This window comes from Dehalococcoidia bacterium (assembly GCA_035310145.1).
Taxonomy (GTDB): Bacteria; Chloroflexota; Dehalococcoidia; order CAUJGQ01; family CAUJGQ01; genus CALFMN01.
On sequence record DATGEL010000049.1, the window covers coordinates 31,129 to 51,781 of the forward strand.

Below are 20,653 nucleotides of genomic sequence, written 5' to 3' on the forward strand. Positions count from 1 at the left end.
GCGTCAGCAGTAGCGTCAGATGAGGTGGCGCCGCGTGGCGATCGCCACGGCTTCAGTGCGGTTGCCGGCGCCGAGCTTGCGCAGCACCGTCTCCACGTGGAACTTGGCCGTGCGCTGCGCCACGCCCAGCGCCACGGCGATCTCCTTGTTCTGCAAACCCTGCGCCAGCAGGGCAAGCACCTGCTGCTGCCGCGGCGAGAGTGGCTCGAACGGCGCCTCGTCTTCGCCGCGCACGTGGCGCAGCAGCCGCGACGCGACCAGCGGCGGCAGCAGCGAGCCGCCTGCCGCCACCGTGCGCAGCGCCGTGAATACCTCTTCGCGCGGAGCGCCCTTCAGCAGATAGCCGCGCGCCCCCGCCTGCAGGGCTGCGAGGATACGTTCATCGGTGTCGAACACGGTGAAGACGACGATGCCGATCCCCGGGCGTGTCTCGCGCAGGCGGTGGATCACCTCAACGCCGTCCAGCCGCGGCATGCCGAGGTCGAGCAGCAGCACGGCAGGCCGCAGCTCCTCGGCCAGGCGCAGCGCCTCCACGCCGTCAGCGGCAAGGCCCACGACGTCGAAATCCGGCTCGGTTTGCAGGATCAGCGCCAGGCCGTCGCGCACCACCGGATGGTCATCCGCGATCAGCACGCGGATCGGGGCAGGCGCGACCGCCCCCGGTTCATCCCAACTGCCGGCGGTTTGCTCGCTACCATCCGAACCCAGATCGCCCCTTCCCCTGGTATTGGGGGCCAGGGGATATTCCGGGGGATCGGGGCCCGCGCCGGCGGCAGTCATGCTACGCCTCCGCCGGCAGATCGAGCGTGATGCGCGTGCCGCCGCCGGGTGCGCTGGCGATCTCCAGCCGGCCGCCCAGCAGCCGCGCCCGCTCGCGCATGCCGAGCAGGCCGAAGTGACCCTCCGGCGGCTCGGCGGGATTGAAGCCGCGGCCGTCGTCCTCGATCGCCAGCCGCAGCGGCTCGTGCGGCGCCAGCCCTTCGCCGGGGTCGAGCGCAACCGTGACGCGGCGCGCGTGGGCGTGCTTGACGGTGTTGGTCAGCGCCTCCTGGGCGATGCGGAAGACCCCCATCTCCACCCGCGGCGAGAGTGGCCGGTCGGCCCCGCGCAGCTCGAAGCGGGCATCGAGGCGCTGCTCGCGGCCGGTCTGCTCCACCAGCCGGCGCAGCGCCTCGGCCAGCGTCAGCCCCTCCAGCGGCGCGGCGCGCAGGTCGGTGACGGAGCGGCGCACCTCGTCCAGGGCGCCCTTGGTCAGGCCGATCGCGTTGCGCACCGCCTCGCGGCCGCGTGCGGGGTCGCGCTCGGAGAGGGCGTCGGCCACTTCCAGGCGCAGCGCCAGGCCCGCCAGCGTCTGCGCTACGGTATCGTGGATCTCACGGGCCAGGCGGTTGCGCTCCTCCACCTGCGCCAGCCGTGTCTGCGCGTCCAGCAGCCGCGCGTGCTCGACCGCGAGGCCGACCTGGTAGCCGACGGTATAGAGAAACTGCAGCTCCTCGGCGTCCAGCTCGCGCCACTCGGGCATCGCCACGTTCATCACGCCGATGCGCCGGCCGCCCAGGTAGATGGGAATGCTGGCGTGGAAGCGGATGCCGTCCGTGCCGTCCACTACATCGTCCAGGCGGCTGCACTCGAGCACGTTGACGTTGGCGGCGCCGCGCAGGTCGCCGGCGACGAAGGTGCGCAGGCAGAGGCAGTGCCAGCCGGTCATGTGCTGCGGGTCTTGCAGATACGGCGGGAGATGATAGGTCGCGGCGGGCACGAACTCGCCACGCTCGTCGCGCAGCCAGACCCAGCCGGAGCGCATGCCGATCGCCCCGGCGACCACGGCCAGCGTACGTTCCAGCGCCTCGGCGATGCTGCCGGAACGGTTGAGCACCTCGGCCACGGCGTTCAGCGCGGCCAGCTCGCGCGCTCGGCGGCTGCGCCCCGTGGCGCCCTCGCGCGCTGCGCCGGCATGGGCGCCGCGCGCCCTGGGTGGCCGCGCTTGTGCGTCGTTCATGGCTCCAGTATAGGCATGCTCGCGAACGAACCTCGGCCGGCACTTGCCGGCGGTTCTACAATTGAGCCGGGGCCCCGCGGCGCGCCGGCCCGTGAGCCGTGCCGAGCCGGGACGTGGAGACGGGCGCGAGCAACTCGTTCGCTTGCAGTATCGCCTCGGCGTGGTTCGCGCGGGATGATCGTAGGTGGGGGACCGTTCCGCCAGGAGTCGATCCCGCGGTCATCCCGCAGGGAGGCGATCATGTCCGAGCTGAGTACGAGGCAGCGCGAGCGGATGCCGCGTGAGCGCTTTGCCTTCCCGAAGGAGCGCAAGGAACCGCTGAACGACGCGGCGCACGTGCGCAACGCCGTGGCACGCTTCGATCAGGTTGAAGGCGTGAGCAACACGGAGCGCGACGCGGCCTGGCGGCGCATCCGCGAGGCGGCGCGGCGCTTCGGCGTGCAGATCGAAGAGCGCGGCTGGCGGCAGCTCTTCAGGAAGAACGGGCACCGCGTGCCCTCGCACTGAGCGGCGCGGCGATCGGCCGGCCGCACGGCCGGCGGCAGAAAGGCGGTGGGCGATGGACGAGCAGGCGAACGCGGGGGAGAGCCGCCGCCGCGGCGCTCCGGGCATCGGCCCGCTTGTGCTGGCCGGCCTGGGCGGCGCCCTGATCGTGTACCTGTGTGAGCCGGGCGTGGGTCACCGGCGCCGCGCACGGCTGATCTCCAGGGGCGGCGCCCTGCTGCGGCGCGGCCGCCGGCGCGCCCGTCGCCTGGGCCGGCGCGGCACGCGGACACTGACGGGGCAGTGGGGGCGCTTCACCCGGCCGGGTCACAGCGAGGAGCCGGCGGACGCGGTGACGCTGACCCAGCGCGTCGAGAGCGAGCTGTTCCGCGATCCGTCGGTGCCGAAGGGCCGCATCAACGTCAACGCCGAGAACGGCGTGATCGTGTTGCGCGGCCAGCTCGACTCGGCGGAGCAAATCGAGCGCATCGTGGCGAGGGCACGACGCGTGCCCGGCGTCTACAACGTCGCCAACCTCATGCACCTGCCCGGCACGCCGGCGCCAAACAAGGCGGCGGCGCTGCACGCCAGCCACGAGAGCGAGACGATGCCGCACGGGCGGCCGCCCGCCGGGTAGCCGGCCGGCAGCAGCGGCGCGATCGCACCGCAGTTATAATGACCGCACTCCGCGTTCCCTGCTATGGCGCGGAATGAGGTTGGCATGGCCGCGCCGCCCCGGCGCGCGCGCACGCCGCGCGCTGCTGCCCAGCACGATTCCGCACTGCATGCCGCACTGGAAGCCGCGGGAATCGGCATCTGGGAGTGGGATCTGCGCGGCGGGGCCGTGCGCTGGTCGCCGGCCGCGGAGACGCTGCTCGGCCCGTCGCGGGCGTGCTTCGACGATCTCGATTCATACCTCGCGCTGGTGTGTGCAGACGATCGCCAGCGCCTGCGTGAAGCGCTCGCCGGCGCAGCGCAGGGCCATGACTTCGCCCTGGAGGTCCGGTTTCAGCCGCCGGGCGGCGCGGAGCGCTGGATCAGCCATCGCGGCCAGATCGAGCGAGATGGACGCGGCCGGCCGCGGCGTGTGATCTGTTTCGTCCAGGACCTGACCGCAGAGAAACAGGCGGAGGCTGCCCAGCGCTGGCGCGAGCGGCACTACCGAGAGCTGTTCGAGAACTCCAACGACATCCTCTACACGCTTGACCTGGAAGGCAACGTCACCGAGCTCAATCGCGAACACGAGCGTGTGACCGGCTACACTGCGGCGGAGTTGCTCGGCCGGCCGATCAGCGACATTGTGCTGCCCGAGTACCGCCAGCGCATGCAGCAGATGCGGGCGCGCAAGCTCGACGGCGAGCCGGTCACAACGTACGAGCTGGGCGTACGGGCCAGAGACGGCCGCAGCGTGATCCTGGAAGTATCGAGCCGGCTGCTGTACGACGGCGACCGGCTGGTGGGCTTGCAGGGCTCGGCTCGTGACATCACCGCGCGCAAGCAGGCGGCCGAAGCGCTGCGCCGCAGCGAAGAGCGCCTGCAGCGCATCGTCGAGAACGCCGCCGTCGGCATCCACATCTTCGACCGCGGCGGGGGCTCGCTGCTGCTCAACGCCGCCGTGGAGGAGATCTTCGGCGTTTCGCGCGAACAGTGGGAGGGTGGGTCGGCCGTCCCGCCCTTCCGGCTGCTGCGGCCGGACGGTGCGCCGCTGCCGACGCGGGCGCATCCGTTCGCGCTCGTGCGACGAACCGGCGGGCCGCTGCACGGCATGGAATTCGTCGTGGTGCGGCCCACCGGGCAGCGGGTGGTCGTCTCCGCCAGCGGGGCGGCGCTGCACGACGCGGCGGGCCGCTTCGACGGCGTGGTGCTCGTGTACCACGACGTGACGGAGCGCGAGCGCGCCGAGCGGCAGTTGCGCGATGCCGTCGCCGTGCGCGACCAGTTCCTCTCGATCGCCTCGCACGAACTGCGCACGCCGTTGACCTCGCTCAAGGGCCAGATTCAGCTTGGCCAGCGCCGGCTGCAGCGCGGCGCCCAGCCCGAAGAGATCGCCGCCTCGTTGACGATCGCCGAGCAGCAGGTGAACCGGCTGGCGCGGCTGGTGGGCGAGCTGCTGGACGTCTCGCGCCTGGCCAGTGGCCGCTTCGGCATCGTGCCCGTGCCGCTGGCGCTCGATCCGCTGGTGCGGCGCGTGGTGGAGACCGAGCGCGCCGCCGAGCCGCCGCACCCGATCGACTTCGGCGGCGCCGGCGGCGCGCCGGAGGTTCGCGCCGATCCGGACCGGCTGGAGCAGGTGCTGGTCAATCTGTTGCAGAATGCGCGCAAGTACTCGCCGCCGGGCAGCCCGATCCGCGTGCGGGTGTGGAAGGAGCCGGAGGCGGTGGCGATCGCCGTGCAGGACCGCGGCATCGGCGTGCCGCCGGCAGACCAGGAGCGCATCTTCCAGCCGTTTCAGCGTGCCAGCAACGTCGACCGCGGCGTCGCCGGCCTCGGCCTCGGCCTCTACATCGCCGCGGAGATCGCCCGTGCCCACGGCGGCGCCATCGACCTCGACTCCCTCCCCGGCGAAGGCAGCACCTTCACCCTGCGTTTGCCGCTGGGTGAGGGGGGAGAGTCTGGGGATTAGGGTTTCGCAAGAGGGGCCCGGCGGTCCCGTGCCGGGTCGAGCACGCGTGCAGGAGCGCTGGACGCTATCCGCTACACCCGCTCCACGCGGCAGACGATCTCCACTTCGTTGCCATCCGGGTCGTCGACATAGAACGCTTCAACGGGCAGGAAGGGGTGCTGGCCGCCGCGCGGCGCAAAGCCGAGGCCGGCCAGGCGCTCGCGCTCGGCGGCGAAGTCGCTGGCCGCCACTTCGAGGCCGATGTGATGCAACGATTGCCCGGCCTTGCCGGCGGCGGGGCCAGCCCGGGCAGGCCGCGGCACGAGCACGATCTGCTGGGGCACGCCCGCACCCTCTGCTCCTACGCGCAGGAACGTCGCCGGCGCGCCCGCGGGCGAGATTACGCTCAGCCCGAGGATGTCGCGGTAGAAGGCGAGCGACCGCTCCAGATCCTGCACCAGCAGCACGACCTCGGCCAGGGCGCGGATGTTCGACATTGCAGTGTTCTCCGACGGCTATCATGAATCGGCGCAGCGAATCGCCTACCTCGCCACGCCGGCAGTATACGGCGTGATCGCGCGCCGGCAGGCGCCGGGCGTACCCACGCCGCGGAGCGGTCTGAACCATCGCCGATCCGGATGCGCGCCGTGCGGCAGTCCGGCCTACGGCTCGCCGAGGTTGGTGAGCACACAGCCGCGGGCTTCCAGCGTCTGCACGACCTGCGGCACGGCGAACTGGTCCCGCGGGAAGGCCTGCGTGTGCATCAGCACGATCTCGCCCGTGCAGTTCACCGAGAGCGCCGTGTTGGCCACGAGTGCGGGAGCGCGGCCCGACCAGTCCAGCGTGTCGCGATCCCACATCACCATGCGGCAGCCGAAATCGGCGGCGGCCTGGCGCACGGTGGCGTTGATCGCACCGTAGGGCGGGCGGCAGTACGGCCTGGTAGAGACGCCGGCCACGGCCTGCGCCGCGTCCTCCGTGCGCTGCAGGGTGCTGATGATGCCGCCGTAACTCAGGCGAGTCAGGTTTTCGTGCGCGAAGGTGTGGTTGCCGAGCTGGTTGCCCGCGGCCACCAACCGCTGCACGCACGCCGGGTTCGCGAGGATCGCCTGCCCGGTCAAGAAGAAGGTGGCGTGAATGCCGAGGCCGATCACCATGTCCACCGTCTGGCAGAGGTCGATGTAGCCGTCGTCGAAGGTGAGATGCACCGGCCGGCGCGGCGGGGGCGGCGGCGGGGGCGGCGGCGGCGCGAACAGATACTCGCGGCAGGCGCCCTGACCGGCGAGCAACGGCAGCTTCGGCTCGAACAGCGCGACGCGCTCCCCGATCTGCTGCGTGTCGGGCGCCTCGTTCCAGTCCGCGTCGCCGCAGGCCAGGCTGGCGATGCCATTCAGCGTCTCGCTCTGCACCACCAGCGCGTAGAGCCCCTGCGGCGCTTCCAGGTGGGCGCGGCCGTCGGCGCCGGTTTGCCCCTGTGTGACCTGCAGACCCAGCAGGCTCTCCAGCGAGACCGTCGCGCCGGCGAGCGGCGGCGTGCTGCCGTCCGCCTGCTGCTGAAAGACGGCCACGTCGAGCCAGCCGTTGACGCCGGCCTGCGCCTCGGCGCGCCGGGCGCCGGTCGCAAGCGCCACCAGCAGCGCCACCAGCAGCGCCGGCAGCAGCGCTCGCCCTGTGGTCGATGCCTGCTTCATCTCGAGTACCGCTTACCGGTTTCCGCGCTCGACGGCGCACACGCACGCTGCCTCGCGGCCAGGGCGGACGCCGGCATGCAATAAGAGTGTCGAATGCGTTGCGCAACAGCGTAGTGCATTCGGCTCGTGTTCCGATAGATGGTCGTGGCGGCGCTTGAGCCCGTTGCTGTGGTTTGCCACGATCGGTGCATGGACGGCGTGCTGCTGCTGCTTGGCCTCGCGATGGCCAGCGCCCTGCTGGTCCAATACGTGCGCGTGCCCTACACGGTCGTGCTCGTCGTGCTGGGGCTGGCGCTGGGCGTGGCGGACGTGAAGCCCGGCTTCGCGCTGGACCGCGACCTGATCCTGCACGTCTTTCTGCCACTGTTGCTGTTCGAGGCGGCGCTGCTCGTCGATCTGCGCCTGCTGCGCGACGCGCTGACGCCGATCGCCGTGCTCGCCGTGCCGGGCGTGATCGTCTCCACCCTGATCATCGGCCTGCTGCTCTGGCGGCTCACGGGCCTGAACCTCGCCCTGGCAGCGCTGTTCGGCGCCATGGTCTCCGCGACCGACCCGGTGGCGGTGCTCGCCACCTTCAAGCGGCTGAAGATCTCCGAGAAGCTGGCGCTGGTGGTCGAGGGCGAGAGCGTGCTCAACGACGGCACGGCGCTGGTGCTGTTCACGCTGTTGCTGCCGGCGGCGCGGGGCGGCGTCTTCCGGCCGCTCAACGTCGGGCTACAGTTCGTCGGCGTGCTGGCCGGCGGGCTGCTGGTCGGTGCGGTAATGGGTTGGCTTGGGGCGCGCTGCGCCGCGCTGCTGGAGGACCACCTGGCGCAGCTCGCCGTCTCGGCGCTGGTGGCCTACGGCGCCTTTCTGCTGGCCGAGCGTCTGCAGGTTTCCGGCGTGATCGCCACCGTGACGGCGGGGCTCGTCTTCGCCGCCGACGGCGCCGAACGGCTGCAGCCCGCCGCGCGGGAGTTGCTGCACGAGGTCTGGGAGTTCGCGGCCTTCCTGGCCAACTCGCTGCTGTTCCTGCTAATCGGCCTCAAAGTCGGTCCGACCAATCTGCGCGGCGTGACCGGCGACCTCGCCTGGGCGGTAGCGGCGACGCTGCTGGCCCGGCTGCTCGTGGTCTACGGCAGCGGCGTGCTGTTGCGCTGGTGCGGGCGTCCGTTCCTCTGGCGGCACGGGGCGCTGGTCTTCTGGAGCGGCCTGCGCGGGGCACTGGCGATCGCCCTGGCGCTGAGCCTGCCGCTGGACCTGCCGCAGCACGACCTGCTGCTGCGCCTCACCGCCGGTGTAGTGCTGTTTACGCTGCTGGCGCAGGGACTGACGATCGCACCACTGCTGCGCCGCCTCGAAGCGTCGTCCGGCGCAGCATGAGGTTGCCTTCGCCCGCCGTTTGCTCCGCGCTTCGCCGCTGCCGTATTATCGCCGGGCAAGCGGGCAGTGACGTGGGCCGGCACACCGGCCATGCAACAGCGCTAACGCCGCGGCCGCACCCGGTGTCGTTACGGCCTGAAAGGGGCTCGCCCCTGAGACCAACGGAGTTGCCGCTGAAGCGCGGGAAGCCCCGCGGTGAAATCACCGTCCGCGCAGCGGACCTCACTGCTGGGGTGCTTAGCATGGGCGGGCAAGCGCCCACCGTAGATCAACGCTTGCCCCCATCGCGTTCGGAGATGTCCATCAACGTGCGGGAAGCCCCGCGGTGAAATCACCACGGCCGCAGGCCGTCTCACTGCTGGGGGTGAAAGGGGGCGTGCCCCCTATGACCATCGGAGATGTGCAATGAAAGCCGCCGTTCTGCACGAGGCGAAGGAGCCACTGACCGTCGAGACGCTGGACGTGCGCGACCCCGCACACGGCGAAGTGCTGGTGCGCACGGCCACCACCGGCGTCTGCCATTCCGACCTGCACTTCGTGGACGGCCTCTGGCCGATCCGCTTCCCCGTCGTGCTCGGCCATGAAGCTTCCGGCGTGGTCGAGAAGATCGGCGACGGCGTGACCTACGTGAAGCCGGGCGACAAGGTGATCCTCTCCTTCAGCCCCTTCTGCGGCCGCTGCCAGATGTGCACCACCGGCAATCCCCACCTCTGCCAGGAGCCGTCGGGCCGTGACCCGTCGCCAGAGGCCGGGCCACGCATCACCTGGGACGGCCGGCCGGTGACGCAGTTTGCCAGTATGGGCTCGTTCGGGGAGATGATGGTCGTGCCCGAGGGCGGCCTCGTGCGCATCGACGACCCGGACACCTCGCTGGACACGGCCGCGCTGGTCGGCTGCGGCGTGATGACCGGGGTGGGCGCGGTGCTGAACACGGCTAAGGTCAAAGAGGGCGAGACCGTCGTCGTCGTGGGCTGCGGCGGCGTCGGGCTGAACGTGATCCAGGGCGCCGTGCTGGCCAACGCCGGCCGCATCATCGCCGTGGACTTGCTGGACAACAAGCTGCAGATGGCGAAACAGTTCGGCGCCACGGACACGGTCAACGGCAAGGAGACGGACGCCGTTGCCGCCGTCAAAGAGCTGACGAAGGACAACGTGGACTTCGCCTTCGAGGCGATCGGCAACACCACGGCGGCGCGGCAGTGCTTCGACATGGTGCGCCGCGGCGGCACCGCCGTGATCGTCGGCATGATGCCCTGGGGCTCGGAGATCAGCGTGCCCGGCCCGGCGCTGCTCTCCGAGAAGAAGTTGATCGGCTGCTTCTACGGCAGCACGCGCCAGCGCGTAGACATGCCGCGCCTGCTCAACTTCCACAAGCAGGGCAAGCTCAAGCTGGACGAGCTGGTGACCAAGCGCTGGGAGCTGGGCCAGGTGAACGAGGCCTTCGCCGCGCTGAAGAACGGCGAAGTCGCCCGCTCGATCATCCCGATGACGAAGTAGGGAACAGGAAACAGGGGATAGGTCATAGAGGCGCGGCCCCGCATCCACGGATGCGGGGCCGCGGCGCGCATTCGACCTAACGGCACGGGGCTTGCCACGTCTCCCGACATATCATCGATGCAACATCGTGCCGACGATGGGAGAGAGGCGCGCCCCACTTCGCCGCGCGCCGCGAACAAGCGTTGAGGCTAAGGCAACGAAGGGAGTGCGGAATGAGCCTGCGCAGAGCGCAACAGACGGCCATGCACCCGGCGCTGGTGCAACACGCGGAGGAGCGCGCCAACAGCATCCAGAACCGCATCGCCGACGTGATCACCGCCTTCGCCGGCTCGATGATCTTCGTCTACCTGCACGCGGTCTGGTTCATCATCTGGGTCGTCACCAAGCCCTTCGGCGACAAGTTCCCCTTCGGCCTGCTGACGATGATCGTCTCGCTGGAAGCGATCTTCCTCAGCACCTTCGTGATGATCAGTCAGAACCGCGCCGACGAGCGGCGACAGATCCTGGCGGACAACGAGTGGAAGCTGGTGCAGGACGAGGGCAAGCAGAACCAGGAGCTGATCGACATCTCCAACCAGTTGCTCGGCCTCACCCAGCAGGTGCACATGATCACGACGCAGGTGCACGGCCTCACCACCCAGCTCTGCCAGCAGGTATTGCCCGCGCCGCCGGCCGGCGGCGATAGCTGACGCGGCCGGCGAACCCGCACGACGGTGCCTGACCAAGCCCGCGCGGCCCAGGGTGTTGACATCCGAACGAGCGTTCTGATATATCAAGAACGAACGTTCTGATGCCGCCCGCGCAGGAGGCCGCGCCATGATGCGCACGTCCAGCTACCGCCAGGCGAGGGGCGCCGCGGCGCCGTTTGCGGTCCGGCGCGAACCCGCTGCGGGCTACGCGGGCTACCAGTTCTCCCTGTTTGCGCCGCCGCCGCTGCGCGATGACCGGCGGCCGGCGCTCGAGTCGCTGCCCTACACGGTGCGGGCGGTGGCGCCCTCGTTGCGCCGGTTGATGGCCAGCACGGGCAACCGCTGCCCGGACTGCGGCGGCCCGCTGGTGAACGGCGAAGGCTGCGTGGCCTGCCCGGTGTGCGGCTTCCGCCGCCAGGGCTGGTAGCGGTGGCCGCCACTGTGCCGCTCACCTGGGCCGAGTTCGCGGCGCAGGCGCCCGAGCTGGCCGAGCACGGACGCCGGCTGCTCTACCAGCACGGTCCCGGCCTCGCCTTTCTGGCGACCGTGCGCCGCGACGGCGCCCCGCGCCTGCATCCCATCTGCCCCACGATCGTTGACGGCGGCCTTTACGCCCTGATCGGCGCCTCACCCAAGCGGGGCGATCTTGTGCGCGACGGCCGCTACGCGCTGCACGCCCACCAGGGCGATCAGAGCGACGACGAGTTCTTCCTGGCCGGCCGCGCCCGCCGTCTTGACGACGCGGCGCTGCGCGAAGCCGTGTTCGCCGCGCTCACCAGCACCGGAGTGCAGCCCGGCGCCGAGGACTCGCTCTTCGAGTTCCGCATCGAGCGCGCCCTGCACGCCGCCTACGCCTCCCGCGGTCAGTGGCCACCCGCCCGTACGATCTGGCCGCCTCCGTCTCGCTGAGCCGGCGTGCTGTGCGCGTGCAGCTCGTCGGCTTTGCAGCTGGAGGGAAGGCGCCGCGCCGAAGATTCGCGGCGGTGCCGTGCGGGGCAACCGGTGCGCGAACCCTCGTTCGCGAACGTGCCGGGGCGCCGGCGTCGCGCTGCTAAGCATGCAGCCATGAGCTCGGCACAGCGTCCCACGCGTGAACGGGACTCAGAACCATGCCCTTCGAATGGTTATGTGCTTAGAACGGTCGTCCGGCGCCCAGCGGGCAGTCCGCGCCGTCCCAGCCGCCGGGCAGCCGCAGGAGATCGCCGGCCTTCGGGTTGAGCGGATCGAAGCCGCGCGGGTTGAGCGGGTCAAAGCCGGGCGGGTTGAGCGCGGCGACGATCGTCGTGAACGTGTCGAAGCTGCTGATCTCGTGCGTGTAACAGCTCTGCCAGAGGCCGTCCAGCGTGTCGCCGGTGCGGATTTGGAACACGACCGGAGGCATGGCGCTCGGCACCCCGCCCGCCGTGCCCGCTCCGGCGCGGCCGCCGCTGAGACCACCACCCGTCGCCCCGCTGCTCGCGCCACCCCCGCTCGGTGCGGCCGGGCGCAATGCCGGCGCCGCCACCGGGCTGCCGCGGCCACCAGCGTTGCCGGCCACCGCGACACTGGCGGGGGTGGGGCTGCGGCTGGGCGCGGCGGGAAGCGGCGCATCGCCCGGGCTGGCGGGCCCGGCAGCCGGCGGCGCCGTGGCCGACGGCGCCGGCGAGACGGTCTGTGCGGCCACGGCAAGCAACGGCGCCGCGGTCGGGGCTGGCGTCGGCGCGCTCGTCGCGGCGGGCGAGCTCGTCGACGCGGGCGTGGGGCTCGCGGGCGCAGCGGTCGCTGGTGGCGGCGATGCGGCGCCGCGCGCGGTTGCCAAGACGGCGGCGGTCTTGCGGCTGCTGCTGCCCCGCCCGGCAACGGCAACAGCACCGGCCGTCAGTACGGCGACGGCGACAACGGCGGCCACCGCCCCGAGCACGAGCTGCGGCCACCGGCGGCGCGACCCGGCGGCGAGGGGTCGCGGAACCGCCTGCACTGCCGCCGGCTCTGGCTCCCACGACGGCGGATGTAGCGCCGCCAGCGTGCCCGCGGGCGGGCGCACGCGCTTCGCGGACGGAGCCACTACGATCAGGCCGATATTGTCCGGCCCGCCGGCCTCGTTCGCCGCGGCGACCAGCGCTATCGCCGCCTGCTCCGCGCTGCCTGCGCCAAGCAAGCCGGCCATCTGCTCCTCGGCCACGGGGCCGCTGAGACCGTCGCTGCAGAGCAGGAGGCGGTCGCCGGCTTGCAGCGGGACTTCGGCCACGCTCGGCTCGGTCTGCGGCGTGAAGCCAAGGTTGCGCGTAAGCACGTTCCGGCCCGGATGGGCGGCCGCCTCTTCGGGCGTGAGCAGGCCAACCGCAACCCGCTCGGCGATCCAGCTATGGTCCATGCTGACCTGCCGCAACTGGCCGTCGTGCAGCAGATAGGCGCGGCTGTCACCAACGTTGGCGACGATCGCGCGGCCGGGCAGGAGCGCCGCCGCGACGACCGTGCTGCCCATGCCCTGGTGCTCGCCGGGCGTGGAACCCTCGGCGTGGATGGCGGCGTTCGCCGCGGCGATCGCCGTGCACAGCGTCGGCTCCGGACCCTGCCAGGGGAGCGTGAAATAGTCGCGCAGGATCGAGGCGACCGCGTAATTGGAGGCGACCTCGCCCGCGGCATGCCCTCCCATGCCGTCCGCGACGACGTAGAGGCAGCCGCGCTCGGCGCGCAGGGCGCGATCGGCCGGCTCGAACCCGCCCACCGCGTCCTCGTTGTTCGTGCGGACGCGGCCGGGATCGCTGCGCAGGGCGCTGTCCGGCGCCGGCGGGTCGCTCACATCCCCTCCCCGCGGCGCTTGCAGCAACCGCTAATTGCCCGATTCTCGCCAGACTTTAACAGTACGAATGGTACTTCGGCCGATCAAGGAACGGCTTCACAGAGAGCACTTGCCGGCAGCGCATTGCTTGTGCGAACACAACCGGCTCCCGGCGGCGCGGCCACGCCGGCGAGCATCTCGCCGTCGTCTGCATCTGGATTGCAACTGCAACTCGTCGCAGTTAGAGTAGCCGTGTCGAGCTTCGATCGCCACTGCGCCTGCGCGGGCAGCGCCGACAGCGGCCGTGCGGCTGCATACTGGACGCACAGCGCAAGCGGGGAATGCCGTCATGTACTTTGACCGTCGCCTGTTCGCGATGAGCGCCGGCATGCGCGGGCGCATCGCGCTCGCCGCGCTGATCGGCATCGTCGCGGTGCCCGTCGCGATCTGGCGGCTGGCCCTCACCGGCGACACGATCGCCCAGGTGTTCAAGGGCCGCTCGCTCGCCGGTCTGGCCGGCGCCTTCATGCTGATCGCCGCGCTGATCGTGCTACGTGCGGCCATGCAGCTCTGGCGCGAAGAGATCGCGAATCGGACGGCGGGTGTGCTCAAGGTGCGGCTGCGCCGGCAGCTCTACGAGAAGGTGCTGGCGCTCGGTCCCGGCTATTTCGATCAGCAGCGCACCGGCAACGTGCTGCTGGCGCTGGTCGAGGGCGTCGAGAGCCTGGATACGTTCTTCGGCCAATATCTGCCGCAACTGATCGTCGCCGCGCTCACGCCGGTGATCCTGTTTGCCGTGCTCGCCTTCCTCGACCTGAAGACGGCCGCGGTTTTCCTGTTCTTCGCCCTGTTCACGCTGATTGCGCCCGCGGCCTTTCACCGCTGGAACGCGGCGAGCGCCCTCGCCCGCCGCGACGCCTATGCCGGCTTCGCCTCCGACCTGCTGGACACGATTCAGGGCCTGCCCACGCTCAAGGCCTTCGGCCAGAGCGGGCGGCGCGGGGTGCAGATCGCCGAGCGGGCGCACCGGCTCTTCCGCAGCACGATGTACGTGCTGGCCGTGAACATTCTCACCGGCGGCATCACCATGCTCGGCGTCTCGGCGGGCGCGGCGGTGGCGCTGGCCTGGGGCGCCGTGCGTGTGCACGAGGGCGACCTGCAACTGCGCACACTGCTGATCGTGCTGATGCTCGGTGTCGAGGTCTTCCGCCCGCTGCGCGACCTGACCGTGCTTTATCATCGCGGCATGCTGGCGACGGCGGCCGCGCGCGGCATCTTTGCCCTGCTCGACACGCCGATCGAGGTGGGCGAGCCGGCGCAGCCGGCCCCGCCTTCGGCGCCGCTGGCGCCGACGCTGCGCTTCGAGGGCGTGACCTTCGGCTACGAGGGCGGGCGGCGGGCGGCGCTGGAGGATCTCTCGTTTGAGCTGCGCGCCGGTGAGACGCTGGGCGTGGTCGGCCCGAGCGGAGCCGGCAAGTCCACGATCGTCAATCTGTTGCTGCGCTTCGTCGATCCACAGCAGGGGCGCGTGCTGCTCGGCGGGCGCGCCGTGCGCGAGCTGCCGTTCGCGGCGATCCGCCGGCAGGTCGCGCTGGTGGCGCAGGATACGTATCTCTTTCACGGCACGGTAGCGGAGAACCTGCGCCTGGGCAAGCCGGCGGCCGTGCAAATCGAGCTCGAAGCAGCCGCCCGCGCCGCCAATGCCCACGAGTTCATCGCCGCGCTGCCGCGGGGCTACGACACCGTCGTGGGTGAGCGCGGCACGCGGCTCTCCGGCGGGCAGCGGCAGCGGATCGCCATCGCGCGGGCGCTGCTGAAGGATGCGCCGATCCTGGTGCTGGACGAGGCGCTCTCCAGCGTGGACGCCGAGAACGAGGCGCTGATCCAGCAGGCGCTGGAGCGGCTGCAGCGAGGCCGCACCACGCTCACGATCGCGCACCGGCTCTCCAGCGTGGTCAACGCCGACCGCATCCTGGTGCTGGAGCGGGGGCGGCTGGTGGAGACCGGCCGGCACACGGACCTGATCGCGGCGGGCGGCACCTACGCCCGGCTGATGGCGGCGCAGCACGAGGTCGAGGAGGAGCGGCAGGCCGGCATCACTTCGGCGACGGCCGCGGAAGCAGCCGGAAATGCCGGCGACCGCACACGCACCGCCGGCGAGGAGCTGCCGAAGCTGGCGATCGAAGACACCCGCCGGCCGCTGCCCCTGCGGCGGGTGTACACGCGCCTGCTGGGTCTGGTGCGGCCATGGGCGGGCGAGATGGCGCTCACCTTCACGCTGGGGCTGCTGCGCGCCGCGGCGGTCGTGGCGCTGGGCGTGGTCGGCGCCGTGCTCGTCGGGCGGGTGACGCTCGGGCGTGCGCTCAATCCGTGGCTTACGCTGCTGCTGGCGCTGGTGCCGATCACGGCGATCCTGACCTGGGCCGAATCGTGGATCGCGCACGACCTCGCCTTCCGCCTGCTCTCGGAGATGCGCATTGCCCTCTACAACATGCTCGACCCGCTGGCCCCGGCCTATCTGCAGCGCCGCCGCTCCGGCGACGTGGTCAGCGCGGCGACCGGCGACGTGGAAACGATCGAGCTGTTCTTCGCGCACACGATCTCGCCGCTGTTCGTGGCGATCCTCGTGCCGGGCGGCGTGCTGATCGCGCTGCTGATCTACCACTGGGCGCTGGCGCTGGCGCTGCTGCCGTTCCTGGTGGGCGTGGCGCTGACGCCGTGGCTGGCGAGCGGCGCGATGGAGCGGCTGGGCGGCGAGCTGCGCGAGGGCACGGGCGCGCTGAACGCGGGCATGGTGGACGGCGTGCAGGGGTTGCGCACGATCGCCGCCTTCGACGCCGGGCCGGCGCGGACCGCGGAGATCAGCGCCGGCGGCCGGCGCTTCGCCTCGCTGCAGGTGCGCTTCTTCCGCGACCAGGCGGTGCAGACGGCGATCATCGAGGCGCTGACCGGCCTCGGCGCCCTCGCGGTGCTGGCGGTCGGCGCCGGGCTGGTAACGAATCGGCAGCTCTCACGCGTCGATCTGCTCGTCGCCACGGTGCTGGCGGCGTCGGCCTTCGGCCCGGTGACAGAGCTGGTGAAGACGCTGAAGGAGCTGATGCAAACGCTCGCCTCGGCGCGGCGCTACTTCGCGATCGAGGACGAGCCGGTGCCCGTGCAGGACGGCCCCGGCGTACCCGAGGCGGCGAGCGAGCAGCGAGCCAGCGGTCTGCCCGTGGTCTGTGAGGGCGTGACCTTCCGCTACGCGCCGCACGATCCGCCCGCGCTGCACGACGTTAGCTTCGCCGCTGCGGCGGGCAAGACGGTGGCCCTTGTGGGCCGATCGGGCGCGGGCAAGACGACGCTGGCGCACCTGCTGCTGCGCTTCTGGGATCCTCAGCAGGGCCGCATCCTGATCGACGGCCACGATCTGCGCGACTACGCGCTGGACGACCTGCGCCGGCTGGTGGCCTTGGTCGCGCAGGATACGTATCTCTTCAACACGACGCTCTGGGAGAACCTGCGGCTCGGCCGGCCCGAGGCGAGCGACGCGGAGGTGCTGGAGGCGGCGCGGCGCGCCAACGTGGACGAGTTCGCCGCCGCGCTGCCGGACGGCTACCAGACGCGCGTGGGCGAACGCGGCATGCAGCTCTCCGGAGGCCAGCGGCAGCGCGTGGCGATCGCGCGGGCGCTGCTCAAGGACGCGCCGCTCTTGATCCTGGACGAAGCGACCTCACACCTCGACGCGGTAAACGAGGCGGAGGTGCGCCAGGCGCTCGATCGGCTGATGGCCGGCCGCACGACCTTCGTGATCGCGCACCGCCTCTCCACGATCCGCAACGCCGACGAGATTCTTGTCCTGGACGACGGGCGCCTGGTGGAGCGCGGCAGGCACGCGCAACTGTTGGCCCGGGACGGCCTCTACTCGCACCTGATCGCCGCGCAGCTCATGGCGCACACCGACGCCGCGGCAGCAACGCGCACCGTCGGCGTGGAGGGCGGGGGCTAGCCGCCTACAACTCAGCGTGCTCCTGGGACGCAAGCAGCGCAAGAAAGCCGGCAGGGGAGAGGATGCGGATACCCCGGTATTCGCGCAGGCTCAGCAGGTGACGGTCACCGCTTACGATGAAGTCGGCCTCTCCCGCGACGGCGGCTGCAAGTACCTGATCGTCGTCCGGGTCGTCGACAATGACCGCTGGCACCTCGGCTGGTTCGACAAGGATGGCGAAACGTGCCAGTCTGGTCAGTTCGGAAGCGACTTGTTCAGGGGTCAGGCCATGCCGGCGCTGAATGCGCGGCCGGTTCAAGACGTCTTCGTACTCGGACATGAGCGCAGGGGAGATGATCAGGTCATACCGCTGAGCTCGCCAGGCGGCCATCACCTGAGCGGGAATGCCGACGGGAACGAGGTAGCGGCTGACGACGATATTCGCATCATGGACGACACGCATGTTCAGGCGTGGGTCCGGCGCGCCGAGCGCACCTCATGGAGAGCATCGGCGACGAGTTGATCCGCCTCCTGCTCTGGCACGTTGGCCCGCTTCGCAATTGCCTCCATGCGGTCGAAGAACGCCGCGCGTTCCCGCTTCCACTGCTGGTAGACAGCGATCGGCACCACGGCTGCAATCGCCGCGCCGTGGCGCTCCACGACGTAGGCATCACCCTTCGCGGTGACCTCATTGAGCACCTTACCGAATTGGCGTCTGGCGTCAAAGGCGCCGATGGTACGTTCCATACTCGTAATCGCTTTCCCGCGGTGTCCCGATAGCGCTAGTATCGCAGACAGCGCAGAATGAATCGACATTTCAGGTGGGCGGAATCGGCGCCGGCCGGCCGCTGCGTGCCTGGACCGCGAGCCTGATCAAGCTTGTGGCTCTGCGGTCCGCCTGCAGGCGGCGCGGCAGACGCAGCATGCGCCGCTGCTGGCCCGGGACGGCCTCTACTCACACCTGATCGCCGCGCAGCTGATGGCACACACCGACGCCGCGGCAGCAACGCGCACCGTCGGCGTGGAGGGGGACGGGTAGACCCTGCCGGGTGTCTGGCGCCTGCAAACCGACCCAGCCCCGCGTATTACGGCGAGAAGCTGATGCTCTCTTCGTGATCAATGACCACGCGGAACTGCGTGACGCTGCCGAGCCCCACGATCACTTCGTCGCCGCGGATGAAGATCGTGCCAGGACTGACGCTGCGATGGCCGATGCGGACTACTCCGAGATAGGTGGGCGCCGTTACGCGTGAGCCATCGGCCAATTCGAGCGTAAGTCGCTCGAGGACCGATGCACGCGCGGTGATTGAATCGGCGGGCAGCACAATCTCGCTCGTGAAACCGGTGTCAACGAGCGCTTCGAATGCAAGCACGATGCTGAGCTCAGGGATTTCAACCGTGATGGGAATGTAAGGGACACGCCGGCTTGTGATCCTGCCGCCGTTCACCTCCACTTGCCCGCGACGAGATCTCCAACCTTGAAGACATAGTTGCCCGGCCCAAAGCGTGCCGCGCCATCGACCATCGTCGCATGCAGCGTCGGCGCAAGCGCCACTCTGCCGTCCGGCGCGATCGAGACATACTCCCCGCTGTGTTCGGCCTCGAGCGGCTTGCCGAAGCGCTCATAGAGGTCGAGCGCCTGCGCCGTAAGCTGCCGCTGCTCATTCGTCGACATGGACCCATGATAGCAGGCGCCACGGCCCTGTACCGGCCCGCCGGCGTGGGCTGTGGGCCGGCCGCGAACGCTTGTAAATCTGTAACCACGGTTGCATTTTCTATTCAGAGCGCGTACCGTCTTCCCATGGACCGTTCCGCTCGCTGGGTCTTGCTCGCCTACCGGCTGCCACGGGAACCCTCGACGCCGCGCATCACGCTCTGGCGCAAACTGCGGCGGCTGGGCGCCGTGCAGATCCTCGACGGGCTGGTTGGCCTGCCGCTCGACGCGCGCACGCGCGAGCAGTTCGAGTGGCTGGCGGACGAGGTGCTGGAGGCCGGCGGCGAGGCGTCGCTCTGGCTGGGCTCACCGGCCGGCGCCGCCCAGGAGCGGACGCTGATCGGCAGCATGAACGCCGAGCTCGACGCCGAGTACCGGGCGCTGATCGCCGCGGCCCGGGCGGCGGCAACGGAGCCGGTCTCGTCGCGGCGCCGCACACTGGGCCGCCTGCGGCGTGAGTTTCGGCGGATCGCCGCGCGCGACTACTTCCCGGCGCCGGGTCAGGCGGCGGCGAGGGACGCGGTCGAGGCGCTGGCGGTGGAGATCGAGGTGCGGAGATGAAATGGGCGACACGCGCTTGCTGTCACATCGACCGCGCGGCCTGCGCCTGGCTGATTCGCCGCTTCCTTGACCAGGAGGCGCGGTTCATCTTCATCCAGGATCCCGACGAGCTGCCCGCGGACGCGACGCCGTTCGACATGCGCGGCGCCGTGCTCTCCCACCACGACGGCGACTGCTCGTTCGAGACGATTCTGCGCCACTACCAATTGCAGGATCCCGGGCTGACGGCCATCGCTCGCATCGTGCACGAGGCTGACCTGGGCGACGAGCGCTACGACGCGCCGGAGGCGGCCGGCCTGGACATGCTGATGCGCGGTTTGCAACTGGTACGGAGCGACGAGGAGGTGTTGGCGCTCAGCGCGGTGCTCTTCGATGGGCTGTACGCCTACTGCAGCGCGACGGCGGGCCGACCGTAGGTGCTCCCATGGCCAGGCCGGCGCCGTGACGTGAAGGGAAACGCCGGTGTTCGCGGTCTCGGACATCATTCTCTGGGCGACGATCGCCGGCGTGCTCGGCGTCCTGGTGTCGAGCCTCTGGCCCTGGGCGCGGGCGCGCTGGCGCTACCTTCTCGTGGGCGCGTCGACCCTGTGCGGTTTTCTCGGCTGGAACCTGGTGCTGCATGTCACGAACGGCCGCGGCTTCAACGTCGACGCGCCCTTGATCGGCCTGAGCTGGGCTGATGCCGGCAGCGGCGTGGTCGCCTTCCTGCTGACGGCGTTGCTGTTCGGCGGTGTTTGGGACCGGAGCGAGCCGGCCGCCCGTGTAGTGGGACTCGCCGTGATCGCTGGCGCGGTGGCGACAGGACTGGATCTGTTTGTCCTCTGACCTATGTAGCCGGCCCGTGCAGCCGGCCAATTTCGCCGAAGGAGAGCGCAATGAAGTGGGTAACCCGTGCGCGGCCAATGGTGGATCGCGTTGCCTGCCCCTGGCTGATCCAGCGGTTCGTCGATCGCGACGCCGAGTTTCTTTATGTCCCGGCCGATCAGGTCCTGGCGGTGGCGGAGCGGGAAGACGCAACTCCGTACGACATCGCCAACGCGGAGCTAGGCCATCACGGCGCCGAATGCAGTTTCGACGCCATCATGCGCAAGTACCAGCTGAACGATCCGGCCCTCCAGCGCCTCGCGCTGATCGTGCGCGGCGCGGATACCGATGCCCGCGACCTCACGCCCGAGTCGCGCGGCCTCGTCGCCATCGCCGCCGGCTTTCGGCTGGCGTATCAGGACGACCACGAGCAGCTCACCGCGGAGCTGCCGGTCTACGACGCATTGTACGCGTGGTGCCAGAGCCAGGTCGCGTCGGGCGCCACGTCACAACGGTGAGAGAG

General features: G+C 70.6%; 22 protein-coding genes. 13 read left to right on the forward strand and 9 right to left on the reverse strand.

Features of this window, described 5'->3' with window-relative positions; translation table 11 throughout:
• Positions 1-15 precede the first annotated feature (15 nt).
• Together VKV26_10350 and VKV26_10355 are read right to left on the reverse strand one after the other, a co-directional pair.
• Positions 16-780, reverse strand: coding sequence for a response regulator transcription factor (locus VKV26_10350; protein ID HLZ70294.1), 765 nt, complete (start codon positions 778-780; stop codon positions 16-18).
• Between the two features lies 1 nt (position 781).
• Positions 782-1,999 carry a GAF domain-containing sensor histidine kinase gene (locus VKV26_10355; protein ID HLZ70295.1) on the reverse strand — a complete coding sequence of 406 codons (1,218 nt, stop codon included), beginning with the start codon at positions 1,997-1,999 and terminating at the stop codon, positions 782-784.
• Between the two features lie 240 nt (positions 2,000-2,239).
• Between VKV26_10355 and VKV26_10360 the strand changes: the two genes are divergently transcribed.
• The 3 genes from VKV26_10360 to VKV26_10370 all read left to right on the forward strand — a co-directional run bounded on the left by VKV26_10360 (position 2,240) and on the right by VKV26_10370 (position 5,105).
• Complete coding sequence (locus VKV26_10360; GenBank protein HLZ70296.1) at positions 2,240-2,506, forward strand: DUF6582 domain-containing protein; 267 nt, start codon at positions 2,240-2,242, stop codon at positions 2,504-2,506.
• A gap of 52 nt (positions 2,507-2,558) precedes the next feature.
• Entirely contained in the window at positions 2,559-3,119 is a 561-nt protein-coding gene (locus tag VKV26_10365) for a BON domain-containing protein (GenBank protein ID HLZ70297.1), read from the forward strand.
• A gap of 84 nt (positions 3,120-3,203) precedes the next feature.
• Positions 3,204-5,105: a PAS domain S-box protein gene (locus tag VKV26_10370; GenBank protein HLZ70298.1), complete on the forward strand. Its 1,902-nt coding sequence runs from the start codon at positions 3,204-3,206 to the stop codon at positions 5,103-5,105.
• Positions 5,106-5,176: 71 nt separating this feature from the next.
• Here VKV26_10370 and VKV26_10375 read toward each other — a convergent pair whose 3' ends face one another.
• Together VKV26_10375 and VKV26_10380 are read right to left on the reverse strand one after the other, a co-directional pair.
• Positions 5,177-5,581 (reverse strand): VOC family protein, encoded by a 405-nt coding sequence (locus VKV26_10375; protein ID HLZ70299.1) that lies wholly within the window; start codon positions 5,579-5,581, stop codon positions 5,177-5,179.
• A gap of 165 nt (positions 5,582-5,746) precedes the next feature.
• A complete protein-coding gene (locus VKV26_10380) occupies positions 5,747-6,775 on the reverse strand; it encodes a polysaccharide deacetylase family protein (protein ID HLZ70300.1) in 1,029 nt (342 codons plus the stop codon).
• Between the two features lie 189 nt (positions 6,776-6,964).
• On the opposite strand from VKV26_10380, the gene VKV26_10385 reads away from it, so the two are divergent.
• The 5 genes from VKV26_10385 (at position 6,965) to VKV26_10405 (ending at position 11,232) form a co-directional block, all read left to right on the forward strand.
• On the forward strand, positions 6,965-8,137 hold the full coding sequence (locus VKV26_10385; protein HLZ70301.1) for a cation:proton antiporter: 1,173 nt from the start codon (positions 6,965-6,967) through the stop codon (positions 8,135-8,137).
• A 405-nt stretch (positions 8,138-8,542) separates the two neighbouring features.
• The gene (locus VKV26_10390; protein ID HLZ70302.1) at positions 8,543-9,634 is read left to right on the forward strand and encodes a Zn-dependent alcohol dehydrogenase; all 1,092 of its coding nucleotides are present in this window, start codon (positions 8,543-8,545) and stop codon (positions 9,632-9,634) included.
• A gap of 242 nt (positions 9,635-9,876) precedes the next feature.
• A complete protein-coding gene (locus VKV26_10395; GenBank protein HLZ70303.1) occupies positions 9,877-10,323 on the forward strand; it encodes a DUF1003 domain-containing protein in 447 nt (148 codons plus the stop codon).
• 127 nt (positions 10,324-10,450) lie between these two features.
• Complete coding sequence (locus VKV26_10400) at positions 10,451-10,750, forward strand: hypothetical protein (protein HLZ70304.1); 300 nt, start codon at positions 10,451-10,453, stop codon at positions 10,748-10,750.
• 2 nt (positions 10,751-10,752) lie between these two features.
• A complete protein-coding gene (locus VKV26_10405) occupies positions 10,753-11,232 on the forward strand; it encodes a hypothetical protein (protein HLZ70305.1) in 480 nt (159 codons plus the stop codon).
• Positions 11,233-11,455: 223 nt separating this feature from the next.
• On the opposite strand, the gene VKV26_10410 is transcribed toward VKV26_10405, so the two are convergent.
• Positions 11,456-13,105 (reverse strand): protein phosphatase 2C domain-containing protein, encoded by a 1,650-nt coding sequence (locus VKV26_10410; protein HLZ70306.1) that lies wholly within the window; start codon positions 13,103-13,105, stop codon positions 11,456-11,458.
• 328 nt (positions 13,106-13,433) lie between these two features.
• Here VKV26_10410 and cydC point away from each other — a divergent pair, with 328 nt between their 5' ends.
• Complete coding sequence (cydC, locus tag VKV26_10415) at positions 13,434-17,072, forward strand: thiol reductant ABC exporter subunit CydC (protein ID HLZ70307.1); 3,639 nt, start codon at positions 13,434-13,436, stop codon at positions 17,070-17,072.
• A 4-nt stretch (positions 17,073-17,076) separates the two neighbouring features.
• Here cydC and VKV26_10420 read toward each other — a convergent pair whose 3' ends face one another.
• From VKV26_10420 to VKV26_10435, 4 genes are all read right to left on the reverse strand, one after another.
• On the reverse strand, positions 17,077-17,514 hold the full coding sequence (locus tag VKV26_10420; GenBank protein HLZ70308.1) for a putative toxin-antitoxin system toxin component, PIN family: 438 nt from the start codon (positions 17,512-17,514) through the stop codon (positions 17,077-17,079).
• Between the two features lie 2 nt (positions 17,515-17,516).
• Complete coding sequence (locus tag VKV26_10425; GenBank protein ID HLZ70309.1) at positions 17,517-17,798, reverse strand: type II toxin-antitoxin system prevent-host-death family antitoxin; 282 nt, start codon at positions 17,796-17,798, stop codon at positions 17,517-17,519.
• 338 nt (positions 17,799-18,136) lie between these two features.
• Entirely contained in the window at positions 18,137-18,499 is a 363-nt protein-coding gene (locus VKV26_10430; protein HLZ70310.1) for a hypothetical protein, read from the reverse strand.
• A complete protein-coding gene (locus VKV26_10435) occupies positions 18,496-18,726 on the reverse strand; it encodes a hypothetical protein (protein HLZ70311.1) in 231 nt (76 codons plus the stop codon). Before VKV26_10435 ends, VKV26_10430 begins: the two co-directional genes overlap by 4 nt.
• A 126-nt stretch (positions 18,727-18,852) precedes the next feature.
• Here VKV26_10435 and VKV26_10440 point away from each other — a divergent pair, with 126 nt between their 5' ends.
• From VKV26_10440 to VKV26_10455, 4 genes are read left to right on the forward strand one after another with little or no spacing between them, the layout of a single operon-like run.
• Positions 18,853-19,326 carry a Chromate resistance protein ChrB gene (locus tag VKV26_10440; protein HLZ70312.1) on the forward strand — a complete coding sequence of 158 codons (474 nt, stop codon included), beginning with the start codon at positions 18,853-18,855 and terminating at the stop codon, positions 19,324-19,326.
• A complete protein-coding gene (locus VKV26_10445) occupies positions 19,323-19,742 on the forward strand; it encodes a chromate resistance protein ChrB domain-containing protein (GenBank protein ID HLZ70313.1) in 420 nt (139 codons plus the stop codon). The genes VKV26_10440 and VKV26_10445 overlap by 4 nt, the downstream gene beginning before the upstream one ends.
• A 46-nt stretch (positions 19,743-19,788) precedes the next feature.
• Positions 19,789-20,151, forward strand: coding sequence for a hypothetical protein (locus VKV26_10450; GenBank protein ID HLZ70314.1), 363 nt, complete (start codon positions 19,789-19,791; stop codon positions 20,149-20,151).
• Between the two features lie 50 nt (positions 20,152-20,201).
• On the forward strand, positions 20,202-20,648 hold the full coding sequence (locus VKV26_10455; GenBank protein ID HLZ70315.1) for a chromate resistance protein ChrB domain-containing protein: 447 nt from the start codon (positions 20,202-20,204) through the stop codon (positions 20,646-20,648).
• The last annotated feature ends 5 nt before the right edge of the window (positions 20,649-20,653 follow it).